Origin of the sequence: Intrasporangium sp. (genome assembly GCF_035280925.1) — a bacterium.
GTDB lineage: Bacteria > Actinomycetota > Actinomycetes > Actinomycetales > Dermatophilaceae > Intrasporangium.
This window is the reverse complement of record NZ_DATEEY010000157.1, coordinates 1-21,161: the sequence shown is the minus strand read 5'-3', so window position 1 is coordinate 21,161 and position 21,161 is coordinate 1. Positions and strand designations below refer to the sequence as shown.

General features: G+C 70.4%; 21 protein-coding genes and 1 pseudogene. 13 read left to right on the top strand and 9 right to left on the bottom strand.

Annotated features, from left to right (window positions below; all coding sequences use genetic code 11):
- Positions 1 to 1,657, top strand: a 1,657-nt coding sequence (locus VJN29_RS14610; RefSeq protein WP_324144363.1) for an ABC transporter ATP-binding protein, incomplete at its 5' end; no start/stop codon positions are given.
- Complete coding sequence (locus tag VJN29_RS14605) at positions 1,654 to 3,621, top strand: ABC transporter ATP-binding protein (protein ID WP_324144362.1); 1,968 nt, start codon at positions 1,654 to 1,656, stop codon at positions 3,619 to 3,621. The genes VJN29_RS14610 and VJN29_RS14605, both read left to right, overlap by 4 nt.
- Before the next feature lie 137 nt (positions 3,622 to 3,758).
- Here VJN29_RS14605 and VJN29_RS14600 read toward each other — a convergent pair whose 3' ends face one another.
- The 3 genes from VJN29_RS14600 to VJN29_RS14590 are packed head-to-tail and all read right to left on the bottom strand — an operon-like array spanning position 3,759 to position 7,037.
- On the bottom strand, positions 3,759 to 5,447 hold the full coding sequence (locus tag VJN29_RS14600) for a polyketide antibiotic transporter (RefSeq protein WP_324144361.1): 1,689 nt from the start codon (positions 5,445 to 5,447) through the stop codon (positions 3,759 to 3,761).
- 8 nt (positions 5,448 to 5,455) lie between these two features.
- The gene (locus VJN29_RS14595; protein ID WP_324144360.1) at positions 5,456 to 6,376 is read right to left on the bottom strand and encodes an ABC transporter ATP-binding protein; all 921 of its coding nucleotides are present in this window, start codon (positions 6,374 to 6,376) and stop codon (positions 5,456 to 5,458) included.
- Positions 6,369 to 7,037 (bottom strand): TetR/AcrR family transcriptional regulator, encoded by a 669-nt coding sequence (locus VJN29_RS14590; RefSeq protein ID WP_324144359.1) that lies wholly within the window; start codon positions 7,035 to 7,037, stop codon positions 6,369 to 6,371. Before VJN29_RS14590 ends, VJN29_RS14595 begins: the two co-directional genes overlap by 8 nt.
- 169 nt (positions 7,038 to 7,206) lie before the next feature.
- Here VJN29_RS14590 and VJN29_RS14585 point away from each other — a divergent pair, with 169 nt between their 5' ends.
- On the top strand, positions 7,207 to 8,454 hold the full coding sequence (locus VJN29_RS14585) for an FAD/NAD(P)-binding oxidoreductase (RefSeq protein WP_324144358.1): 1,248 nt from the start codon (positions 7,207 to 7,209) through the stop codon (positions 8,452 to 8,454).
- Positions 8,455 to 8,559: 105 nt separating this feature from the next.
- Positions 8,560 to 9,132 (top strand): hemerythrin domain-containing protein, encoded by a 573-nt coding sequence (locus VJN29_RS14580; RefSeq protein WP_324144357.1) that lies wholly within the window; start codon positions 8,560 to 8,562, stop codon positions 9,130 to 9,132.
- Positions 9,133 to 9,207: 75 nt separating this feature from the next.
- Here the strand turns inward: VJN29_RS14580 and VJN29_RS14575 are convergent, their stop codons facing one another.
- The gene (locus tag VJN29_RS14575) at positions 9,208 to 9,657 is read right to left on the bottom strand and encodes a hypothetical protein (protein WP_324144356.1); all 450 of its coding nucleotides are present in this window, start codon (positions 9,655 to 9,657) and stop codon (positions 9,208 to 9,210) included.
- Positions 9,658 to 9,834: 177 nt separating this feature from the next.
- Between VJN29_RS14575 and VJN29_RS14570 the strand changes: the two genes are divergently transcribed.
- The 3 genes from VJN29_RS14570 to VJN29_RS14560 are packed head-to-tail and all read left to right on the top strand — an operon-like array spanning position 9,835 to position 12,178.
- Positions 9,835 to 10,692, top strand: a complete 858-nt coding sequence (locus tag VJN29_RS14570) for a bifunctional methylenetetrahydrofolate dehydrogenase/methenyltetrahydrofolate cyclohydrolase (protein ID WP_324144355.1) — start codon at positions 9,835 to 9,837, stop codon at positions 10,690 to 10,692.
- On the top strand, positions 10,676 to 10,957 hold the full coding sequence (locus VJN29_RS14565; RefSeq protein ID WP_324144354.1) for a DUF3017 domain-containing protein: 282 nt from the start codon (positions 10,676 to 10,678) through the stop codon (positions 10,955 to 10,957). Before VJN29_RS14570 ends, VJN29_RS14565 begins: the two co-directional genes overlap by 17 nt.
- Positions 10,958 to 10,975: 18 nt before the next feature.
- Positions 10,976 to 12,178, top strand: coding sequence for an MFS transporter (locus VJN29_RS14560; protein WP_324144353.1), 1,203 nt, complete (start codon positions 10,976 to 10,978; stop codon positions 12,176 to 12,178).
- Positions 12,179 to 12,213: 35 nt separating this feature from the next.
- Here the strand turns inward: VJN29_RS14560 and VJN29_RS14555 are convergent, their stop codons facing one another.
- Genes VJN29_RS14555 through VJN29_RS14545 form a run of 3 tightly spaced genes read right to left on the bottom strand, consistent with a single transcriptional unit; the run spans position 12,214 to position 14,926 of the window.
- Positions 12,214 to 12,837, bottom strand: a complete 624-nt coding sequence (locus tag VJN29_RS14555; RefSeq protein ID WP_324144352.1) for a GerMN domain-containing protein — start codon at positions 12,835 to 12,837, stop codon at positions 12,214 to 12,216.
- An 8-nt stretch (positions 12,838 to 12,845) separates the two neighbouring features.
- Positions 12,846 to 14,225 carry a HAMP domain-containing sensor histidine kinase gene (locus VJN29_RS14550; RefSeq protein WP_324144351.1) on the bottom strand — a complete coding sequence of 460 codons (1,380 nt, stop codon included), beginning with the start codon at positions 14,223 to 14,225 and terminating at the stop codon, positions 12,846 to 12,848.
- A complete protein-coding gene (locus VJN29_RS14545; RefSeq protein WP_324144350.1) occupies positions 14,222 to 14,926 on the bottom strand; it encodes a response regulator transcription factor in 705 nt (234 codons plus the stop codon). The genes VJN29_RS14550 and VJN29_RS14545 overlap by 4 nt, the downstream gene beginning before the upstream one ends.
- A 123-nt stretch (positions 14,927 to 15,049) precedes the next feature.
- On the opposite strand from VJN29_RS14545, the gene VJN29_RS14540 reads away from it, so the two are divergent.
- The 4 genes from VJN29_RS14540 to VJN29_RS14525 all read left to right on the top strand — a co-directional run bounded on the left by VJN29_RS14540 (position 15,050) and on the right by VJN29_RS14525 (position 17,212).
- Positions 15,050 to 15,343 (top strand): STAS domain-containing protein, encoded by a 294-nt coding sequence (locus VJN29_RS14540; protein WP_324144349.1) that lies wholly within the window; start codon positions 15,050 to 15,052, stop codon positions 15,341 to 15,343.
- A complete protein-coding gene (locus tag VJN29_RS14535) occupies positions 15,343 to 15,861 on the top strand; it encodes a hypothetical protein (RefSeq protein WP_324144348.1) in 519 nt (172 codons plus the stop codon). Before VJN29_RS14540 ends, VJN29_RS14535 begins: the two co-directional genes overlap by 1 nt.
- Positions 15,858 to 16,085 carry a hypothetical protein gene (locus tag VJN29_RS14530; RefSeq protein WP_324144347.1) on the top strand — a complete coding sequence of 76 codons (228 nt, stop codon included), beginning with the start codon at positions 15,858 to 15,860 and terminating at the stop codon, positions 16,083 to 16,085. The genes VJN29_RS14535 and VJN29_RS14530 overlap by 4 nt, the downstream gene beginning before the upstream one ends.
- Before the next feature lie 161 nt (positions 16,086 to 16,246).
- The gene (locus tag VJN29_RS14525; protein ID WP_324144346.1) at positions 16,247 to 17,212 is read left to right on the top strand and encodes a hypothetical protein; all 966 of its coding nucleotides are present in this window, start codon (positions 16,247 to 16,249) and stop codon (positions 17,210 to 17,212) included.
- Between the two features lie 223 nt (positions 17,213 to 17,435).
- On the opposite strand, the gene VJN29_RS14520 is transcribed toward VJN29_RS14525, so the two are convergent.
- Positions 17,436 to 18,428: a malate dehydrogenase gene (locus VJN29_RS14520; RefSeq protein ID WP_324144345.1), complete on the bottom strand. Its 993-nt coding sequence runs from the start codon at positions 18,426 to 18,428 to the stop codon at positions 17,436 to 17,438.
- 318 nt (positions 18,429 to 18,746) lie between these two features.
- Here VJN29_RS14520 and VJN29_RS14515 point away from each other — a divergent pair, with 318 nt between their 5' ends.
- Positions 18,747 to 19,433, top strand: coding sequence for a helix-turn-helix transcriptional regulator (locus VJN29_RS14515; RefSeq protein WP_324144344.1), 687 nt, complete (start codon positions 18,747 to 18,749; stop codon positions 19,431 to 19,433).
- A 62-nt stretch (positions 19,434 to 19,495) separates the two neighbouring features.
- Entirely contained in the window at positions 19,496 to 20,710 is a 1,215-nt protein-coding gene (locus tag VJN29_RS14510) for a vanadium-dependent haloperoxidase (protein WP_324144343.1), read from the top strand.
- Between the two features lie 26 nt (positions 20,711 to 20,736).
- Here VJN29_RS14510 and VJN29_RS14505 read toward each other — a convergent pair.
- A pseudogene (locus VJN29_RS14505) lies at positions 20,737 to 21,161 on the bottom strand (hypothetical protein); the annotation flags it as partial.

Sequence of the window (21,161 nt, the reverse complement as noted above, 5' to 3'; positions counted from 1 at the left end):
GCGGGAGTGGCTCATCGCCCTCTATGGCACCACCCAGCTCGTCACGCGCAAGGCGCTGCAGCTCGGCCACGTCCTCATCCGCCGCACCCCGACGGGCGAGGTGCTCTCGGTCTCCGGGTCCGATGGTGACCAGTTCGGCGCTTTGATGGAGGTGTCCACCCGCGCGTTCTCGCAGCTCGTCGCCTACCTCGCCGTCGCGGGCATCGTCCTGTCCACCTCACCCCGCCTGGGCCTGCTCGTCCTGGTCTCCGCCCCGCTACTGGTCATCCTCGGCACGCCGCTGCTGCGACCGATGCAGCACTGGCAGGGGATCGAACGCTCCCGGAACTCGGAGCTCACCTCGATGGCCACCGACATCGTGGCCGGCCTGCGGATCCTCCGGGGCATCGGCGGCGAGGACACCTTCGGCGGCAACTACGCCGGGCAGTCCCAGCGGGTCCGTGACTCCGGTGTCCGCGCCGGCGCCTGGCTGGCCGCGGTCGAGGCGGTCGGGGTCCTGCTCTCCGGTGCCTTCGTCGTCGGACTCATGTGGCTCGGCAGCCGCGAGGTCGCCCTGGGCCGCCTCACGGTGGGGGAGTTCGTCAGCTTCCTCGGCTACGGGCTGTTCCTGCTCCACCCGATGCGCACCTTCGTCGAGTTCGCCCAGAAGTGGACCCGCTCCGTCGTCTCGGCCCGCAAGGCGAACGCCGTCCTCGGCCAGCGCCCGCCCTGGGTCGAGCCAGAGCACCCCCAAGAGCTCCCCGAAGCAGCTCCAATCGTCGACCACTTCTCCGGCGCGGTCATCCGGCCCGGTCGGCTCACCATGGTCGTCTCCGCGGTCCCGGACGACTCGGCTGCGCTCGCCGACCGGATCGGACGCTACCTGCCATCCGACGAGGGCACCCTGGTCAGCGACGAGATCCCCGAGGAGCTCAAGGGCAAGGCCGCCCGCAACGAGCGCTCGAGGCGAGCGGTCCTTCGCGAGGAGCAGGCCCGACGCGACGAGGAGCGAGCCCGTCAGGCGTGGGGCGTCACCATCGGCGGCGTCGACCTCGGATCGGTGCCACTTGATGAGGTCCGGCGCCGGATCCTCGTCAGCGACACCGCGCCCCAGGTGTTCGCCGGCACCTTGCGCGAGGCCGTCGACCCGCTTCGGCGACTCAGCCGTCAGGACGCCGAGCTCGCCCTTCACACGGCAGCAGCCGAGGACGTCTTCGACGCGCTCCCCGGCGGCTGGCAGGGCGAGCTGGACGAACGAGGACGCGGCCTCTCCGGCGGCCAGCGCCAGCGGCTCGTGCTCATGCGGGCCCTCGCCGCGGACCCGGAGGTCCTCGTCCTCGTCGAGCCGACCTCCGCCGTCGACGCGCACACCGAGGCCCGGATCGCCGAGCGCCTCGGGCCCCATCGTGACGGGCGGACCACTGTCGTGATGACCGCCAGCCCGCTGCTGCTCCACCACGCGGACGAGGTGATCCTGCTCGAGGCCGGCAAGGCCACCACACGCGGACGGCACGTCGACCTCCTGGCCAGCTCAGCGGCATACCGCTCAGTCGTCGTGCGCGGCGAAGTCCACCCGCCTCACCAGACCAACCCAGCCGAGCACCGCCCACTCGACCACCCTGAGCACCACCCAGTGGACCGGCTGGTCACCCACGTCAGCGAGGAGGAGGCACGATGAGCATCGACACGCACGTCTCGCCGCTGCCCACCGACCTCGCAGCGGAGTCGGCCCGTACGTGGGAGGCCCCTCGCGACCTGCCGCCGGTGCCGGACGAGCTCCGCCCGCCGACGGCAGCGGGCATCTCCGACCGGCTGGCCGCCCTGCGCCGTCGTCACCTGCTGCGCGAGCGCCGGGCGCACGAGTTCGTCGCGGACACGCTGAACTCCCGCAAGGGCCTGCCCATCGCCGACACGAGGCGCGTCGTTCGCTTCATCGGCGGGCTGCTCACGGACCGCAAGCTCATCGTCGTGGCGGTCCTGCTGGGCAACGCCCTCGCTGCCGGCGCCGGCCTGCTCATCCCGCGCCTCCTCGGCAGTCTGGTCGACAGCACCGTCGCCGACGTTCAGGCGGGGCGGCAGGACGCCGCGCTCGCCACCGCCAACTCGATGGCGCTCATCGTCGCCGGCATCGTCGTCGTCCACGGCCTGATCACCTTTGCGGCACAGGTCAGCTCGGCCTTCCTCGGCCAGGACGTCCTCGCTGCAGCACGCGAGTACATCGTCCGCGCCATCCTGCGACTACCGCTCTCCCGCGTCGAGACCGCCAGCTCGGGCGACCTCGTCACCCGCGTCACCCGTGACGTCGGCACCATGAGCGAGTCGGTCCGCTGGGCGCTGCCGCGCGCGATCATCGCCGGGACGACCGTGGTTCTCACGCTCGTCGCGATGCTGAGCAACTCGGTCCTGCTGTCCGTCCCGTCGATCGTGCTCATGGCGCTCGCTCTCGTCCAGATCCGCCGCTACCTGATGCGAGCCCCCAAGGGCTACCTCACCGAGGGCGGCACCTACTCGCGCATCAACACGACCCTCACCGAGACCGTCGAGGGTGCCCGCACCGTCGAGGCGCTCGGCCTCGGCCCGCACCGCATGCGGCGCGGCGACGACGACATCGAGGTCTCTGGTCAGGCCGAGCGCTACACGATGACGCTGCGCAACCTGCTCTTCGCCGTCATGGACCTCGCGTTCAGCCTGCCGCGCGTGCTGGTCCTGCTGCTGGGCGCCATCGGCTATATCCAGGGCTGGGCCACGCTCGGCCAGATCACCACGGCGATCCTCTACACGGAGGCGCTCTGGGGCCCGTTCGACATGTTGGTCAGCACGGTGGACCGCGTCCAGGTCGGGATCGCCTCGACGACGCGCCTGCTCGGGATCGCCACCGTGCCGCCTGACCGTGAGCCCGGCCAGGATCTCCCGGTGGGTCCTGAGCTCGCCGGTCGCGACCTGCGGTACGCCTACCGCGCGGACCACGACGTCCTGCACGGGATCGACCTCGAGCTTCGCACGGGGGAGCGCCTCGCGATCGTGGGCCCGAGCGGCTCCGGGAAGTCGACTCTCGGCCGGCTCCTCGCGGGCATCCACGGGCCACGCACGGGGACCGTCGAGGTCGGCGGCGTCGGCCTCACGTCGCTGCCGCTCGACGTCCTGCGGACCGAGGTCGCCCTCGTCACGCAGGAGCACCACGTGTTCATCGGCTCGGTCCACGACAACGTCGTGCTGGCCCGCGAGGACGCGTCAGACGAGGCGGTCATCGAGGCACTTCGTGCGGTCGACGCCTGGGAGTGGGTCGAGCGCCTGCCCGAGGGGCTCGAGACCAAGCTCGGCTCGGGCCACAGCCAGCTGACGCCCGGGCGCGCGCAGCAGATCGCGCTCGCCCGGCTCATCCTGGCCGACCCGCACACGATCGTGCTCGACGAGGCCACGTCGCTCATCGACCCGCGGACGGCGCGGCACCTCGAGGGCTCGATGAGCGCCCTGCTCACCGGGCGCACCGTGGTGGCCATCGCGCACCGCCTGCACACCGCGCACGACGCGGAGCGGATCGCGGTCGTCATCGACGGGCGCATCGTCGAGCTCGGCAGCCACGACGAGCTGGTGGCCCGGAACGGGGAGTACGCCGACCTCTGGCGCGCCTGGACGTCCTGACGCCACGCTGACCGCGCGTCCCGGCGCAAGCGAGCTCAGCGGCATACGACTCACGACGCTGTCGTATGCCGCTGAGCTCGCCACGCGCGCATGTTGCCCCAGGCGCCTCCCGCCCTTCCCGGCCGCGCGGGCCGGGGTCACTCGCCCGGGACGACGTCCCTGCGCCGGAGGCCGAGGAAGCCGGCGGCCGCGAGGGCCACCGCCGCGAGGCTCATGATGACCAGTGGCGTGGCCGGAGCAGTCTCGGCCGGAACCTGCGGCGTGTGGTGGACGGGCGACAGGGACAGGGCCCACTCGGGCAGGTTGAGCAGCCCGCCGAGATAGAGCGCGAGGGCGACCCAGACCACGAGCACCCACGTGAGCGAGGTGAGCCGGGGGACCAGCCCGTAGAGGGCGATGGCGACCGCGGCCACGAGGAGTGTCGCGGGAACATACGCAAGCGAGGCCAGGGTCAGGTCCCAGACCCAAGTGCCGTCACCCGTGCCGGCGGCGACGCCAAGCCCGGCGCCCAGGCCGATGACCGCGAGCATGACCACCGCTTGCAGCACCACGACGAGGGTCCAGCCACCGAGCATCCCCGTCCGCGTGCTGCCGGTGACGAGCACCGCCTCGGCGCGTCCGGCAGCTTCCTCCGAGCGGAGGCGCAGGATCCCGGCAACGGCGATCGCCATCGGGGCGACCGCGAACAACGAGAGCATGTAGGCCGAGAAGCTCGTCGTCAGGTTGGTCAGGTCCAGCTGCAGCATCTCGTCGATCTGCGGGATGTCCTGCAGGAGGTCCTCGAGCGAGTTGGCCAGCGCCCCGAAGGCGACCGCGAAGAGGAACATGCCGATCAGCCAGCCGAGGTATGCGTTCCACAGCAGCCGATGGGCCAGCCCCACCGGAGAGAGCAACCGCGGCGACGCCGCGGCGGGGCCGGGCGTGGGAGCGCGGAGCCCGGCGCCGAGGTCGCGACGCTGGGCGAGGCGGACCGTCACGGCCAACAGGATGATGGCGGCCAGCGCAGAAACGGCGAGCGGCCACCAGCGCAGGTCGACGTAGAGCCGCGTCTGTTGCGCCCAGGCCAGCGGCGAGAACCACGAGAGCCAAGAGCCCTGGTTGTGGATGACGTCGCCGAGGCCACGCACGAGGAACGCGACGGCCAGGACTCCGAGCGCCATGCTCGAGGCGGTCCGGGCATGCTCGGTGAGCTGGGCGGTGATGCCGCCGACCGCGCCGAAGACGAGCCCGGTCAGGCCGGTGGCCAGACCGAGGGCGATCGAGCTGGCGGGCTCCATCCCCGTGCCGACCAGGGCGAGCGTGGTGACGGTGCCGACCGCGAGGTTGGCGATCGCGACGGTCAACAGTGCCGCGGCTGCGGGGGCGAAGCGGCCGACGGGGAGGGCGCGGACGACCTCGAGGCGCCCGGACTCCTCCTCGGCCCGCGTGTGGCGGACGACGAGCAGAATGCTCATGATCGCGGCGGCGATGAGCAGGTAGAGCGACAGCTCGTTCGCCACCATCGCCCCGAAGGTGTAGTTGTCGAGGCCAAAGGCCGGACCGGTCATCATGATGGCGGACGGGTTGGACATCAGCGACGCGCGGGCCTGCAGGGCCTCGGGCGTCGTGTACGTCGCGTCGAGCGAGGCGACCGACCCTGCGACGAGAACCCCGAAGGACAGGGTCCACACCGCGATCCTGACGCGCTCGAGCCGGAGGAAGAACCGCAGCAGCTCCGTGGTGCCGGCCCAGGGCTCGGCCGTCCCCCCGGCACCGGGCCGGCCGGCGGCTCCCAGGGGCTGGGCTCGCGACGTGGTCCGTCCGGCAGTGGCCGTCGGCGTGTCCATGGGGGCGCTCATCGGGCCGCCGCCTCCTCGGAGACGGCGATCTCGTCGCCGTAGTGGCGCATGAAGAGCTCCTCGAGTGAGGGCGGGGCAATCGTCAGGTTCTCGACCCGGTCGTCGGCGAGCAGCCGCAGCACGTCGTTGACGTGTGCGTTGTCGACGTCGAAGCGCAGGAACCCGTCGTCGACCGTGAGGTCGTGGACGCCCACGGCGCGCGAGAGGGCGACAGGGTCCGCGGACGTCGTCGCCGTCACCGTGGACCGGGTCAGGTGGCGCAGCTCGGCCAGCGTCCCCGTCTCGACGTCACGACCGGCGCGGATGATCGTCACGGTGTCGCACAGCTTCTCGACCTCGGCGAGGATGTGGCTAGACAGCAGGATGGTGCGTCCCTGGTCCCGCAGGGCCCGGACCTCCTGGGTGAAGACGGCCTCCATGAGCGGGTCGAGTCCCGACGTCGGCTCGTCGAGGAGGAACAGCTCCGCATCCGTGGCGAGCGCCGCGACGAGCGCTACCTTCTGCCGGTTTCCCTTGGAGTAGGTGCGGGCCTTCTTCGTCGGGTCGAGCTCGAAGCGCTCGAGCAGCTCCTCCCGCCGGCGCCGGTCGGCCGGCTTCCGGTAGAGCCGCGTCAGCACGTCGATCACCTCGCCGCCGGTCAGGTTGGGCCACAGGCTGGTGTCGCCGGCGACATAGGCGATGCGCCGGTGGATGGCGACAGCATCGACCCACGGGTCGAGGCCGAGCACCCGGGCGGAGCCGGAGTCGGCCCGCAGCATGCCGAGCAGGACGCGGATCGTCGTCGACTTCCCCGAGCCGTTGGGCCCGAGGAAGCCGGCCACCTGTCCCTTCTCGACGCGGAGGGAGAAGCCGTTGAGGGCCTTGGTCGTGCCGAAGGACTTGGTGAGGTCCCGGGTCTCGATGGCCAGATCAGGCATGTGAGCTCCTGGTGGGTTGGTGGAGGGTGGACAGATAGGCGTCGAGCAGGGTGGAGTCCGTCAGGAGCGGCTCCGTGTAGAGCTCGAGATACGGGAGGATGACGCGGTCGGTGTAGGCGCGCAGCAGTGCGGGCAGCTGCCCGACATGGAGCGGCTCGCCCCCTCCGGGCAGCTGGAGCAGGAGCGCCCCGAGGGCCATCTCGGTGAGGAGACGCGCGCGGGCGGCTGGGTCGCGACTCCTGCTGACCGTGCCCGTTTCCTCGGCCTCGCGGAGGTAGGCCTCGGACTCCGCGGCCAGGTCGTCGATGAGCGCCTTGGCGATGGCGCCGCCGCCCTGGAGGCAGCGCAGGAGATAGGCGACGAGGTGGGCGTAGCCCTCGACGTGCGCGAGCTGGGTGAGCATCGCGGTGGCGCCGCCCGGCCCGAGCACCGCGGACTTGTGGGCGCTGATCTGTGCGAGGACCCAATGGTCGCACTCTTGGCGAAGCCCCGCGCGGGAGCCGAAGTGGTGGAGGATCAGCGCGGGGCTGGCCCCGACATCGGCTGCTATCGCGCGCAGCGAAGCCTGCATGCCGTCCTCGGCAAAGCGGCGGACGGCCGCCTCGCGGATCCGGGCCCGGGTGGTCAGGTCCGAAGCTGGGGTAGGCCGGGCTGAACCCATGTACAGCAGACTAAACAGGCGTTCAGCCACGGTCAAGGTGAATTGTTCGTATGCCGCTGAGCTCGGTCCCAGCCACACGTGGCCCGACTGCTCGGCGGGTAAGACGTCGGCCTCTCACGACACCAACTGGGCACTCGACCAAGTGAGGTAGGTGGGGGAGAGTGGCCCCATGAGCAACAGCCAGCCCATCGTCATCATCGGGGGCGGCCTGACTGCCGCCCGCGCCATCGAAGCCATCCGGGAGGCCGACCAGGAGACGCCGGTCGTGCTCGTCGCCAAGGAGAACCGGCTGCCCTACGAGCGGCCCCCGTTGTCCAAGGGCGTCATGCTCGGCAACGACCCCGAGGACGTCGCCTTCACGCACCCTCGCGAGTGGTACGACGACAACCACGTGGACCTGCGCCTCGGCGTCGCGGCGGACCGGCTCGACCCGGCCGGCCGAACCCTGACCTTGTCGGACGGCAGCGAGCTGGGCTACGGCTCAGTGCTGATCGCCACTGGCTCGGGGCTCCGCAAGCTCGACGTGCCCGGGACTGATCTGGCCGACGTGTTCTACCTCCGCTCGATGACCGACTCCGAGAAGATCCGCGCGCGTCTCGTCGCCGGCAGCGACGTGGTCATCATCGGAGCGGGCTGGATCGGCCTGGAGGTCGCAGCGGCCGCCCGACACCACGGCGCCGAGGTGACCATCATCGAGCCGCAACCGGCTCCGTTGTTTGGCGTGGTCGGCGAGCAGATCGGCACCTGGTTCGCGGATCTGCACCGCAGCCATGGGGTGACCCTGCGGCTGGGCGAGGGTGTCGAGCGTCTCGAGGGCGAGGACGGCAAGGTCACCACGGTCGTGACGAGCAGCGGTGAGCGTCTGCCCGCGGACACCGTGGTCATCGGCGTCGGGATCCGGCCGAACACCCGGCTCGCGGAGGACGCCGGGCTCGAGGTCGACAACGGGGTCGTCGTCGACGAGTCGCTGCGCGCCTCTGCCGAGGGCGTCTACGCCGCGGGCGACGTCGCGAACTGGTACAACCCGACGCTCGGCACCCGCCTGCGGGTCGAGCACTGGGCCAACGCGCAGGACGGCGGCTACGCGGCGGGCCAGTCGATCGTCGGCAAGGACGTGCACTACGGGCCGATCCCGTTCTTCTTCTCCGACCAGTACGACGTCGGGCTCGAGTACGCCGGTCATGTCCCGCGCGACACCGAGGCAGAGGTGGTGCTCCGGGGTGATCCCAAGAGCAACGAATTCATGGCGTTCTGGGTGGTGCCCGAGGGCAGCGGGGTCCGGGTCCTCGCCGGAATGCATGTCAACGTGTGGGACACGATGGACGCGGTCCAGGCCCTCATCCGAGGCCGTACCGCGGTGGACCGGGCCCGGCTCGCCGACCCAGGGGTCGCACTGACCGATCTTGCGTCCGCGTGACGACTCGGAGGGCACCGCGTGGCGGCGCGGAGCCGTTACCTCAACGGGGCCACGGGTAGGGTCGCTGGCAGGAACCCTGGTTTCCGACTGCGGAAGGTGGTCCCGATGGAGGCTCGCGCCGCCACCCTGCACGAGATCCGCTCCGCGCTCAACGCCGAACACCAGCACCTCTGGCTGCTGATCGCCTCGCTTCGTCGTGCCTCCGTCGACGAGCGCCAGTCGTCCCTGCAGCGGCTGCTCCGATACCTCGCCGTTCACGAGGCCGCCGAGGAAGTGGCCATCCACAACGCGTGGGTCACGGACTCGACGAGGGAGCGCCTCGACGAGGAGCGTGAGGCCGCCGAGATCGTCGAGCGACTCGCCCGCCTCGGCGATGACCCCGCGGAGACCGGCGAGGCCGTGCCCATGGGTGCAACGCCGTCCGACGATGACTTCCTGGTCGCACTTGACCAGCTCGAGCGCAGCCTCCGTGACCACGCCGAGGCGGAGGAGAACGAGGAGCTGCCGATCCTGGCCGCGGAGCTGCCCAAGGAGCAGGTCGGCGAGATGCTGCGTGTCGTCCTCATGGTTCGCGAGCTGGCTGGGGATGCCGCGTCGCCGATCGCGGACGGGTCCTTCTCGACGATGCGGCTCGCCGCCCAACGGGAGTTCAAGGCGGCCATCAGCCAGCTCCGTTGACCCAGGACCGCCCAGCACGCGAAGGGCCGCGCCAACCCGCGTTGGCGCGGCCTCTCGACGCAGTGATCGCCGGGTTCACTCCATCGGCATCTCCCAGTCGGGAGCACACGTCGCCATGCCGTCGACGATGGCCATGGTCAGCATCCCGAAGTCATCGTCATCCAGGTAGCCGAACGGCCCCGGCTCCTGCCCGGCGTTGTAGAGCGCGCCGCCCCCGACCGTCGCCCGCATGTGGATGAGCGGCTCCGTGGTGACGTCGTTCGCGGCCATCCATTGCGCGACTGCGTCGTCGGCCACGTAGCCGCACTGCTGCGCGTAGTCGGGGCCGATGAGGAAGGCCGTTCCGAGGTCGCTGAGCGGCATCCAGGCCGTTCGACCGCTGGAGAGCTGCTCGTAGGCCGCAGCCTGCCACTCGTCCTTGTAGCAGTGGTGCGCCGAGGCCATGGTGGAGCCGGCGAGCGTGATGGCCGCGGTTGCGGCCAGGACCGTGCCGGCCCGTCTCATGGTCCGGTGGAGTGCACTCATACTGTCTTTCCCTCCCTGGTTGGCTCCGGGCAAACGGGTATCCCGGAGTGCAACCGTCCAGAGACCATCGGGGCCGGAGAGATACACGAGCCACTCCTTCCAGTCGAAGGAACGGCTCTGGGGCAGCGCGCCTCAGCCGTGTCGATCGGTCCGGCGGCCCGTGGCAGGATTGCGGGCGTGACGGCACAGATCCTCGACGGCAAGGCAACCCTCGCGTCGATCAAGACCGAGCTGAAGGAGCGGGTGGCCGCCCTTCGGGAGCGAGGGGTCGTCCCGGGCCTTGGCACCGTGCTCGTCGGCGACGACCCGGGCAGCCACTGGTACGTCAATGCCAAGCATCGGGACTGCGCCGAGATCGGCATCACCAGCATCCGGCGCGACCTGCCGGCGACGGCAACGCAGGGCGAGGTCGAGGCCGTCATCGACGAGCTCAACGCCGACCTCGCCTGCACCGGGTTCCTCGTGCAGCAGCCGACAGGCCTGGACGAGATGGCGCTGCTCTCCCGGGTCTCCCCGGGCAAGGATGTGGACGGCCTCCACCCGACCAACCTCGGCTGGCTGGTGCTGGGTCGCCCGGCGCCGCTGCCGTGCACGCCGATGGGGTGCATCGAGCTGCTGCGCCGTTTCGGCGTCCAGATCGCCGGTGCCAAGGTCGTCGTCGTCGGCCGAGGTCTCACGGTGGGCAGGCCGCTCGGCCTGATCCTCACCCGCAGGTCGGAGAACGCCACGGTCACGCTGTGCCACACCGGGACGAAGGATCTCGCCGGCGAGGTGCGCCGGGCCGACATCGTCATCGCGGCGGCCGGCGTCCCGGGGATCATCACGAGGGACATGGTCAAGCCGGGGGCCGCGGTTCTGGACGTGGGCGTCAGCCGCGTCGACGGCAGGATTGCGGGCGACGTCGCGCCGGACGTGGTCGAGGTGGCTGGCTGGATCAGCCCCAACCCCGGTGGTGTCGGCCCGATGACACGAGCGCTGTTGCTGACCAACATCGTCCAGGCGGCCGAGGCGCAGGCACGTGCAGTGGCGCGGTAGCGGCTTCGTCGTCCTCAGCTGGTGGTACGTCGTCGCTGTCGCCGGCGCGGTCGGCACGCTGATGATGGCCTTCGGGGACGTTCGCTGGGGCGGCCGGATCCTGTCGGCAGCCTTCCTGTTCGGTGCAATCGTGCGTCTGGTCGCGCGACCGGCTCGCAAGGCCGGGGGCCTCCACGTTCGTTCGCGGACCCTGGACGTGCTGATCCTGCTCGCCTTCGCGGTGGGAGTCCTGGTGGCCTCCGCGACGGTCCGGCTCGACGTCTGACGCGGGGTGACGTCGAGCATGGCCCTGGGTGCGCCGTTCTGGCGGTTCTGGTGCGCGGCGGTCCTCGCCAACGTGGGCGACGGCATCCGCCTCGCCGCATTTCCGCTGCTCGCCGCATCCCTGACCACCAGTCCGGCGGCAGTGGGGTTCGTCGCCGCGGCTGCTGCCCTGCCCTGGCTCGTGACGGGTCTGGCTGCGGGCTCCCTTGCCGATCGGAGGGGAGCGCGCGCCCTGCTGGTGATCAGCGACGTGGTCCGCATCTCGGTGCTCATCGTCCTGGTCGGAGCGCTCTTCACCGGTGTCGTGAGTGTCGCCCTCGTCGCCGTGGTTTCCTTCGTCCTCGGGGTGGCGGAGACCGTACGTGACACGGCTGCCCAGACCGTCATCCCACGCCTGGTCAGCCCCGCGCAGCTCGAGCGCGCGAACAGTCGACTCGTCGCTGGAGAGCTGGCCGGCAACGAGTTCGTCGGTCCGCTGGTCGGTGGCTCCCTCTTCGCCGTAGGTGCAGCGCTTCCCTTCATCTCCAACAGTGCTGCGCTGGCCATCGGCGTCCTGCTGGTCCTCAGCGTGCCCGCGGCGCTCCTGACGCTCCCGGACCCGGGTGACGAGCCGGGGGACGCCATCGCCACCGGCGTGCAGGCCGGACTGGCCTGGCTCGGCCGGCATCGCACCCTGCGGACCCTGATGCTCGCCGCTGCCTTCGTCGCGCTCGCCGACAGTGCCTGGTTCGCGATCTTCGTGCTGTACACGGAGGCTCGACTGGACCTGGGCGCCGTCGGCTTCAGCATGCTGCTCGCGGTTGGCGCCCTCGGCGGACTGGCTGGCGCGTGGGCTGCCGACCGGCTCATTGCAGGTCATCGCCACGACCGAGTGCTGCTCGGCTCGATGGCGGTCACGACAATGGCGCCCGCTCTCCTCGTCGTCTCCGGCACGGTGTGGGCAGCGGTGGTCGTCGTCGTCGTGACCAGTGGAGCCTTTGGCGTGTTCAACGTTGCCGGCGCTTCGTTGAGACACCGCATGGTGCCCTACCGCGTGCTGGGTCGGGTGGTTGCAACGTGGCGCACGGTCGTCTACGGCGCTGGCGCGCTGGGTGCGGTGGCCGGAGGAGTGCTGGCATCCGCGCGGGGCCTCCAGGCGCCCTTCGTGTTGTCGGCCGCCCTCGGACTCATCGCCGTCGCCATGTGGTGGAGGGCAATCCAGGAGCCGGGGGCCAGTGCCTGAGGGAGAACCATCTCTCCCGCGGCCGCGGCGCCCCGTCAGGTCGCTCGCGGTGTCGCCGGGGGAGGTTGGCCGGCGACGAGGGCGGTGAAGTCCTGTGCGGTCAGGGGTCTCGCGGTCAGCGCGCCGTCCGGCAGCGGCGCCTCGATCGGAGTGCCGTCGCTCATGAGCCAGACGGAGTCGATGCCGGAGATCGACGTGAGACTGAGGACGATCTGGCCGACGGCGAGCGGCAGGCGGCGAGCTGAGGGGCCCGGTGGCCCGATCGTGATGTCGATGTCCGCGCGACCCCCCTCGATGCGGTTGACCGTCAGCGAGACGTCCGGCCCGAGGGCCGTGGAGAGGCCGGACTCGCGCTCGAGATCACTCGGTCCCTGGGCCAGCCGGGTGAGCACGGCGGCCACGGTGTCCGCCGCGTCGCTCGTGGTCGTGCCCGCCTCGATCGCGGCGAGCTGGTCCGCGGCGTTGACCCAGTAGATGAACGGACCGCGTGTGGCCGGTGTCGACGGCAGTGGTGACGGGGGTGCGGGGGTCTCCATGAGGTTGTAGGGCACCTCGGTGATCGCGGTCGGCGGTGACGTGGTTGGCACGCCACAGGCGGCCACGGCCAGGACGACCAGAGCGGCCCCGGCGAGCAGGCGGGTCCCGCGCAGCCTCGACATCGTGCCACTCATTCGGTGCCCTCCGATCCCACCGGGAGTGCCAGGGTGAATCGGGCCCCACCGCCTGGACGGTCCTCGCACCACACGGTGCCGCCATGAGCCCTGGCCGTCTCGGCCACCAGGCTGAGCCCGAGCCCAGTGCCCTGGCGCGAACCCCGCGACCCGGATCTCGCGAACCGCTCGAAGACCAGCTCCCGGTCCGCGACCGGAACGCCCGGCCCGCTGTCATCGACGTGCAGCAGCACCCGACCGTTGCCCGGCACCACCTGCACCGCGGTGAGCCCGTCGCCATGCACGTCGGCATTGTCGAAGAGGTTGACGAGGGCGCGGTTCAGCTCCTGCTTGTCGGCTCGGATGTGCACCGCACCGCCCGATGGGCGGAGCAGGCTGGTCGGACGGTGGCTCTCCGCGAGGGCATGAGCGACGAGATCGTTGAGGTCGACGTCGGCCAGGTCTCGGTGGGCGGTTCCCGCATCCACGCGGCCGAGCGCGAGCAGGTGCTCGAGGGATCGATGGAGGCGCCGCACCTCTCGATCGACGAGGTCGACGGCCCGCTGCGCCCGCTTGGGCAGCTCTTCGCGGGCGCCGGCCAGCACGTCGACGCTCGTCAGGAGCGTGGTGACCGGGGAGCGCAGCTCGTGGCTGACGTCCGCCGCGAAGCGCGCGTCGCGCTGGACCCGCTCCTCCAGCGCCTCGACCATGGTGTTGAAGGAGCCGACGATGACCGACAGGTCGGGGTCGTCGGTCGCAGCGAGACGGGTGTCCATCTGGCCCGCGGCGATCTGTGCGGCAGCCGATGCGACGCTCTCCAGGGGCGCGACGGCCCGGGCCGCGGCCGACCGGGACATGAGCGTGCCCCCGAGCGTCGTCAACACGGCAAAGGCAGCGAGCACCATGCCCAGCGTCCGAAGGGTCGAGTCCAGCTCGGATGCGGAGGCAATCTCGTAGTACCACGCGTTGCCGGCAGGCAGCGGCACCCCGACCACGACGACCGGCCGCCCCTCGAGCTGGCTCCACGCGACGGCGGCTGCACCCGACTTGACCACCTCACGCACGTCGGCGGGAATGGCGTCCTCGGCGACGTTGAGCGACGTGGAGTACCAGTGGTCGTCCCTTCTGACCAGCACGAGGGACTCGGAGGACGTGGGCAGGCTGGACAGCACCTCGATGACGTCGGACCCCCGGGTCAGGAGGCCGTCCCGCACGACGGACGCACTGGCGAATGCCTGCTGGGCCGCCGTCTCCTCACGTTGCCCGATGAGGAAGCCCCGTGCCGCGAGATAGGTCCCGCCGGCGAGGATGGCGGACACGACGAGGGCCAGGCTGGCGAAGGAGAGCGTGACGGTGGTCCGCAGGCTCAGCGGACCGGCACGGGGCAGCACCTTCACGATCGGACGTCGAGCCGGTAGCCAAGACCGCGTGCCGTGACGAGGAGCCGCGGGTGGCTGGGGTCCCGCTCGATCTTGGTCCGCAGCCGGCGGACGTGGACGTCCACGATGCGTTCGTCGCCGAAGAAGCCGCGGTCCCAGACTCGTTCGAGCAGCATCCGCCGGCTCCACACCCGGCCGGGCGGCTGCGCGAGCTCGCACAGGAGGCGGAACTCCGTCATCGTCAGGTGCACCGGCTCGTCACCGCGGCGCACGAGCCCGCCGTCGAGGTCGAGGACCAAGGGGCCGTCCTCGGCGTCGAGGACCACTCGACCGGTGCCCTCCTCGGTCTGGCCACGGTGCTGGCGCCGCAGCAGCGCCCGCACTCGGGCGGACAGCTCCTTGACCTCGAACGGTTTGGTCACGTAGTCGTCGGCCCCGGCCTCGAGAGCAGCAACGATGTCGTGGGTGTCGGCCCGGGCGCTGACGACGATGATCGGCGCGTCGCTGGACCGCCGTACCTCTCGGATGAACGTGAAGCCATCCATCCCGCCGAGCATGAGATCGACGAGCATGACGTCGATCGGCTGGGCGTGCACCTCCTCGAGGGCGCGCTCGGCCGAGGCGTGCGGAATGGGGGTGTTGCCCTCGCCCTCGATGGCCATGGCGAGCGAGGCGCGGATGCCGTCGTCGTCTTCGAGAACCAGGATGGAAAGAGCCACGCCGCGATTCTGCCAGCGGCCGCCGGGCGGCCGGACCTCAGGACGTGAGGTTCGCGATTCAGTCACACAATCGCAAAGAAACCGTCGGCGCGATCGTCATCGGGCGCGGTCAGGGTGGGAGACGTGCGCACCTCAGCTCGGGTTTTCGTCCCCCTCGAACAGAGCAATCTCGCACACGACCTGCTCGTGCTCCGTGCAGCTGCGGCAGAGTCCCTGATGCGAGGGGAGGGCAGCATCACGGTCGATGTGTCGTCGCTTCGCCGGCTGTCCTCGGAGACGATCGCCGCGCTCCTGTGGACGCGGCGCAAGTGCAATGGCCACGGCATCGGCTTCACCGTGAGCGGAGCCAAGGGCACTGCTGCCCAGGCGCTGACCCGGTGCGGGCTGGGCGAGGCGCTGGCGACAGGAGGCCGCTGATGGCAGTTCAGCTGACGGACAGGGGTGTCATTCGTCGCCAGCATGGCCCGGGTGGCTGGAACATCACGCTCGTGGAGTGCCCCGATGGACTCGCCAACGTGTCGACGAGCCGCGGAGTGACGCGGGTCTTCGTCGCAGACCTGCCGGTGGCTGGGTCGACGGAGTCCAGTGCGTATGCCGCGGCGGCCTGCACGCCCGACGGTGAGGCTCTGGTCATGTCACGTCAGGCTCCACCGGCGCTCCTGGTCACGGCTCAGGGACTGCGCCGGGCGCCAGAGCTGCCCGGATCGGATGAGTGGCTCGACCTTGGTCCGGACGAGGCGCTCCTGCTGCTCTCGTCGGCCGTCTTCGAGGAGATGCCGCATGTCCTGGCCCACGTCCTGCACGGCCACCCCGACGAGCTGCTGGCCGCCGACCCCGGGACCTTCCTCACCGACATCTTCGAGCAGACCGGCTCCGGAGCCGGGGCGATGATCAGTCGCCGTGCCGCCACCGAGTACGAAGGAGAACCAGCATGACCACCGTCTCGGCATTCGTCGCGGCGCTCGCCGAGGAGCATCGCCTTGCTCACGCGGAGCTCCTCGCGGCAGAGGAGATCGGGGACAACGCTCGGCGGGCGCAGGCCCTGGGCCGCCTCGCCGACCTGCAGGAGATCGCCTCCCGGAGCCTCGACGTCGTCTCGCTCGAGGCGGTGGCCGATCCACCCGGTATGCCGCTGGGCCCGGTCCCGCAGCCCTCCTGAGGTCCCAGCCCTCCCGCCCCTCATCGAGTGCGCAGAAAGTGCCAGCCTCCGCTGACCGGTTTCGCGCATTCGAGATGTGGACGAGTCTCGCCGCCCCTACCTTGAGGGTGAAGACCCAGCGCGAGCAGGGGCCCCGCGGGTCGATGACAGAGGGGAATGTCATGGCGCGCAACCGCCGACCTATCCGCACCTTCGTCGCGGTGGCAGGGCTCAGCGCCATGGTCACCGCCACCCTCACCATCCCGGCCCAGGCCATGCCGGAGCGCTTCCACGATGCCGGCACGGTGGTGTGGTGTGAGGGAGAGGGCGGCTACCTCGAGGCCTACGACACGACCATGGGCGAGGCCGGCTGGTTCGCCGGGATCTTCGTCGACGACGTCGTGGCCGAGACCGGAGGCGAGGGAGCACTCCTCGACGGCGACCAGTTGACCGGAACGTTCCCGGCCTACGATCCCGAGACGGGCGACGAGGTAGGAGACCTGACCATCGACGGCACGCTCACCTGGGGCGCGACCGAGGTCCTCTCGGGGTGGGACGTCGACGAGGACGGGCGCCGGACCAAGACCGAGGGGACGCGGATCCCGCTCTCCGGATCGGTGACCCTGTCGCTGGGTGCGGCGGAGACGACGCTGGCCTGCACCGGCTGGGAGTTCGACTGGGAGATCTTCCGTATCAACCGCGAACCCGCGGCCTTCCGCGGACAGGGTTGGTACAGCGACTCCTACGAGCTGGGTGGCGGAGAGGCCTACGTCAGCTTCTACGGCGACCGCAAGACCAAGCTCGGCATCGCGCTGGATCTCGTTGACTCCAGCGGCTACCCGTACGCCTTTGCCGGCGAACGGCTCCAGATCCGCAACGGCCAGGTCGAGGGGACGCTGATCCTGCACGATCCCGAAACGTGGGAGGTCGTCGGGGCAGCCAGCGTCGAGGGCACGGTCACGAAGACGGGCAGCGAGCGGGAACTCGAGCGGTCGAAGAGCCCGAACTACCGCTTCGTCTACGACCGCGCCTTCTACGACGTCTCCCTGACGATCTCCAGCTCGGCGGGGACGTGGAGCGGCACGTTCGAGGCCATCCACGAGACCGTGCGCTCGCGCGTCACCATCCCGCCGAGGTCCCTGCGCTGACCGGGACTTACTGAGCACTCGACGTAAGGGTCGTTCCAGCGCCCCGCTTACTCACTCGAGTGCCCACAAAGTGCCGGGACTTCTGAGCACTCGACGAAGAGGGGCGGGGCGCGCGCGACCGGGCGTGGGACGCCCAAGCCCGCCCAGCGGCATACGGGAAAGAGCGCCGGTCACCGAGTTGGTGACCGACGCTCTTCGACGTCACTGCGGGAGCCCGCTCGACTCAGATGAGGCCGAGCTGCTTGACCTGGTCGCGCTCCGACTCGAGTCGCGCGACCGACGCGCCGATGCGCTCACGCGAGAAGTCGTTCAGCTCGACGCCCTGGACGATCTCGTACCGACCGTCCTTCACGACGCACGGGAACGAGGAGATGATCCCCTCGGTGACCTCGTACGAGCCGTCGGACGGGACCGACATCGAGACCCAGTCCTCGGTGCCCTGCACCCAGTCGCGCATGTGGTCGATCGTCGCGTTGGCCGCGGAGGCCGCCGACGACAGGCCGCGGGCCGCGATGATGGCACCGCCGCGCTTGGCGACCGTGGGGATGTACTCGTCGGTGATCCACGTCTGGTCGACGAGGTCGGCCGCGACCTTGCCGCCGACCTTCGCGTTGTAGAGGTCCGGGTACATCGAGTCGTCATGGTTGCCCCAGACGGCCAGGTTGGTGATCTCCGTGACGCTGACGCCGAGCTTCTTGGCGAGCTGGGACTTGGCGCGGTTGTGGTCGAGGCGCGTCAGCGCGTTGAACCGCTCGCGCGGGATGTCGGGGGCGTTGGACATCGCGATGAGCGCGTTGGTGTTGGCCGGGTTGCCGGTGACGAGGATCTTGATGTCGTCGGCCGCGTTCTCGCCCAGCGCCTTGCCCTGGCCGGTGAAGATCTTGCCGTTGGCGGCGAGCAGGTCGGCGCGGTCCATGCCCTCCTTGCGCGGCATGGCGCCGACGAGCATGGCGAGGTTGGCGCCGTTGAAGATGGCGTTGGGGTCGTCCCCGATCTCGACGCCGGCGAGCGTGGGGAACGCGCAGTCGTCGAGCTCCATGACCACTCCCTCGAGCGCCTTGAGCGCCGGGGTGATCTCGAGGAGCCGCAGCTCGACCGGGGTGTCCGGGCCGAGGAGGGCGCCGCTCGCGATGCGGAAGAGGAGGCTGTAGCCGATCTGACCGGCCGCGCCGGTGACGGCGACCTTGACGGGGGAGGCGGCGGGGGTTGTGCTCACGGGTTGCCCTTCACATCGGTGTGGTCGTGGACGCTCTCGAAACTACCAGCCACGCACCACGCCCCCGACGGCGCAGGCTGGCCCCGTGACGTGGCTCACCCGCCCATTCCACGGGATGACGTATGCCGCTGGGCTCGGTCTCGTCGACCGTGCACTCAGTGCCGGGCAGGCCCTCGTCGACTGGGCACCACGCGCCGCCCTCTCGTCAGCGCAGGGGCGACCAAGCCCACGACGGCCGACCCGTCAACCTGTTGGGCGGGCTGGTGCGTTTGAGGGACATGGGGGGCATCGCCTCCGGCCTTGGGTTGAGGAGGGTCCGTGCCCGACGTCGTGCTTTCGGAGCGAGAACAGGCTGCGCTGCAGGCGTTGCTCGGAGTGGACCAGATCCCTGGGCACCGGTTGCCCCGGGTCAGCACGCTCGAGGCGATCAGGAAGCTCATCCCCTGCGACGAGGTCTCGTCATGTCTCGCCGACGCCACCGGCTGCCTGGTTGACCTCGTCGCCCTGCCCCATCTCACACTCGACGACGTCGATCGGCAGGTGTGCGACGGTCCGCTCCGGGTCGGGATCGTGCACCAGAGGGTGGATCCCGTCCATCAGGAGCTGGGAGCCCGTCTGGGTCTGAGTGCCCGGCTGGTCATCGGCTTCAGCACCGGTCGCAACCACGTGGTGCAGCTGCGCTTCGTCCGCAAGCGACGCGGGTTCTCCGCACGCGACGTGGCTGTGCTGCGCATGATCACCCCGACGCTCGAGCGGCTGCTGCGCTCGAGCGCGACAACACAGCTACCCGTGTCGCTCACCGTGCAAGAGCGACGCGTGCTCCGGTGCTGCGCCGAGGGCATGTCCAACCCCGACATCGCCGTTCGGATGTACATTTCTCCGTCCACCGTGCGCAAGCACCTCGAGCATGCGTTCCGCAAGCTCGGTGTGACCAACCGGCTGGCCGCCGTCGTCGCGTTCGAAGCGGCCCTTCGGCCCGAGCCCGCGTCGAGAAGATACGCCTAAACGCGAATATCGGACGGGTACCGGGGCGTGGGACAAATGGAGGATCCAACAAGGGGGATCCCATGCACCGCCGAACCGCCACTTGCCTCGCCACCACTGTTCTTCTCGTCGCAGCAGGCGGAACAGCAGCGTCTGCCTCTGCCCCGCCGACACCCGACGACCGTGCCGGCGCAGTCGCGGTCTCCTGGCAGCGAATCGCGTTGCGCACCGTCTTCACCGAGGGAGCCAAGCCGCCGCAGACCGGCATCCTCTACCTTGGATTCGCTTCGCTGGCAGTCCATGACGCTGCTCTCGAATCGTTGCGCCGGGGCGCCACCTCATCTCAAGCGGCCGTTGCCACAGCCGCTCACGACGTCCTGAGCGAATACTTCCCGGCCTCGCGCCCCAACCTCGACGCCGATCTCGCCGCCACATTGGCCCTCGTCGCTGACGGACCCGGTGAAGACAAGGGAGTTCGCATCGGGCGAGAAGCGGCAGCCGACCTCATCGCGAGTCGCGTCGGTGACGGCCGCGACGACGCCATGGTGGTCTACGCGAAGGCACCCGGGGTGGGTGTGTGGCAACCCGCGCCGGGTGCGGCCATGGCCACAGCCTGGCTCGGCTTCGTCGATCCGCTGGTTCCGGTCCGCACGGTGACGCTCGACGGCCCGGACGATGTGGGTGGCGCCGCCTACGCTGCCGACTACGAGGAGGTCCGCAGATGGGGCGCGGTCACCTCCACGGACCGAACCGCCGACCAGACCGGGACAGCCCAGTTCTTCGCATTCAACCCGCCCGTGATGTACCGCACGGCGGTGTGCAACTTGCTGGACTCGGCTCCGATGAACCTCGAGCAGACCACCAGGTTGTTCGCGGCGACCGACGCCGCCATGGGCAACGCCATGATCGAAACCTTCCGACTCAAGTTTGTCGAGGGCTACTGGCGGCCGTTCCAGGCCATCGCGGCCGCGGCCGATGACGGGAACCCAGATACCGAGCCGCAGCTCGGTTGGGCACCACTCATTGCCAACCCCTCCTACAGCGACTACACGAGTGGTCATGCCGCGGCCACCGCACCTTTCGCGGAGATCATGAGACGCACGTTCGGTGACGACACCGTTCTGCGGCTGCGCAACCCGGCTCTCGGTGTCGACCGCGACTACCAGTCCCTCACCGCGCTGGAGCACGATGCCCTCAACGCGAGGATCTGGGGCGGCCTGCACTTCCGCGATGCGATGGAGGACGGCTACCAGCTCGGCCACGAGATCGCGAGACTGGTGGCGCGCGCGCTCCGGTGACCGGCCCAGCTCGGTCGCGCGGTCGGTCAGCGTCGCCGTCCCACTGCCCGGGCGACGATGACCGCCACCGAGACGAGGAGAATCACCAAACCGGGCACGAGCAGCAACCAGTAGGTGGTGTGCTCGTCGTCACCAGAGCCCAACCCGAGTGGCAGGGTCCCGCCGATGAGGCCGGCAACGGTGAGGACCAGGCCCGTGAGCGCGCCGAGGCCGGCTCCGACTGCACCGGCAGGACGCAGCGCGGGAGGCGGTGCGTCATCAGCGACGGACCAGTCCTCCGGGCGCGAGGCCGGTTGCGGCACGGACGCCGGCTGGGTCCGGGTCGACGTGGCTGGTGCGGGGAACGCCGGAGATGGGGCCTCCACGGGGGAGGCAGGCCACCGCATGTCCGGATCTCGCTCAGCGGCAGCGGGTTCGTCTGTGGCCCAGAGGTTCCCGGTGACGGTCGCCT

What these genes read in the sequence shown, in the direction of transcription:
- VJN29_RS14575 (WP_324144356.1), bottom strand. Translation starts at nt 9,657, where the DNA reads ATGAGTGCACTCCACCGGACCATGAGACGGGCCGGCACGGTCCTGGCC.
- VJN29_RS14535 (WP_324144348.1), top strand. Translation starts at nt 15,343, where the DNA reads ATGGCAGTTCAGCTGACGGACAGGGGTGTCATTCGTCGCCAGCATGGC.
- VJN29_RS14555 (WP_324144352.1), bottom strand. Translation starts at nt 12,837, where the DNA reads ATGTCGAGGCTGCGCGGGACCCGCCTGCTCGCCGGGGCCGCTCTGGTC.
- VJN29_RS14560 (WP_324144353.1), top strand. Translation starts at nt 10,976, where the DNA reads ATGGCCCTGGGTGCGCCGTTCTGGCGGTTCTGGTGCGCGGCGGTCCTC.
- VJN29_RS14600 (WP_324144361.1), bottom strand. Translation starts at nt 5,447, where the DNA reads ATGGACACGCCGACGGCCACTGCCGGACGGACCACGTCGCGAGCCCAG.
- VJN29_RS14605 (WP_324144362.1), top strand. Translation starts at nt 1,654, where the DNA reads ATGAGCATCGACACGCACGTCTCGCCGCTGCCCACCGACCTCGCAGCG.
- VJN29_RS14530 (WP_324144347.1), top strand. Translation starts at nt 15,858, where the DNA reads ATGACCACCGTCTCGGCATTCGTCGCGGCGCTCGCCGAGGAGCATCGC.
- VJN29_RS14585 (WP_324144358.1), top strand. Translation starts at nt 7,207, where the DNA reads ATGAGCAACAGCCAGCCCATCGTCATCATCGGGGGCGGCCTGACTGCC.
- VJN29_RS14595 (WP_324144360.1), bottom strand. Translation starts at nt 6,376, where the DNA reads ATGCCTGATCTGGCCATCGAGACCCGGGACCTCACCAAGTCCTTCGGC.
- VJN29_RS14590 (WP_324144359.1), bottom strand. Translation starts at nt 7,037, where the DNA reads ATGGGTTCAGCCCGGCCTACCCCAGCTTCGGACCTGACCACCCGGGCC.
- VJN29_RS14525 (WP_324144346.1), top strand. Translation starts at nt 16,247, where the DNA reads ATGGCGCGCAACCGCCGACCTATCCGCACCTTCGTCGCGGTGGCAGGG.
- VJN29_RS14580 (WP_324144357.1), top strand. Translation starts at nt 8,560, where the DNA reads ATGGAGGCTCGCGCCGCCACCCTGCACGAGATCCGCTCCGCGCTCAAC.
- VJN29_RS14510 (WP_324144343.1), top strand. Translation starts at nt 19,496, where the DNA reads ATGCACCGCCGAACCGCCACTTGCCTCGCCACCACTGTTCTTCTCGTC.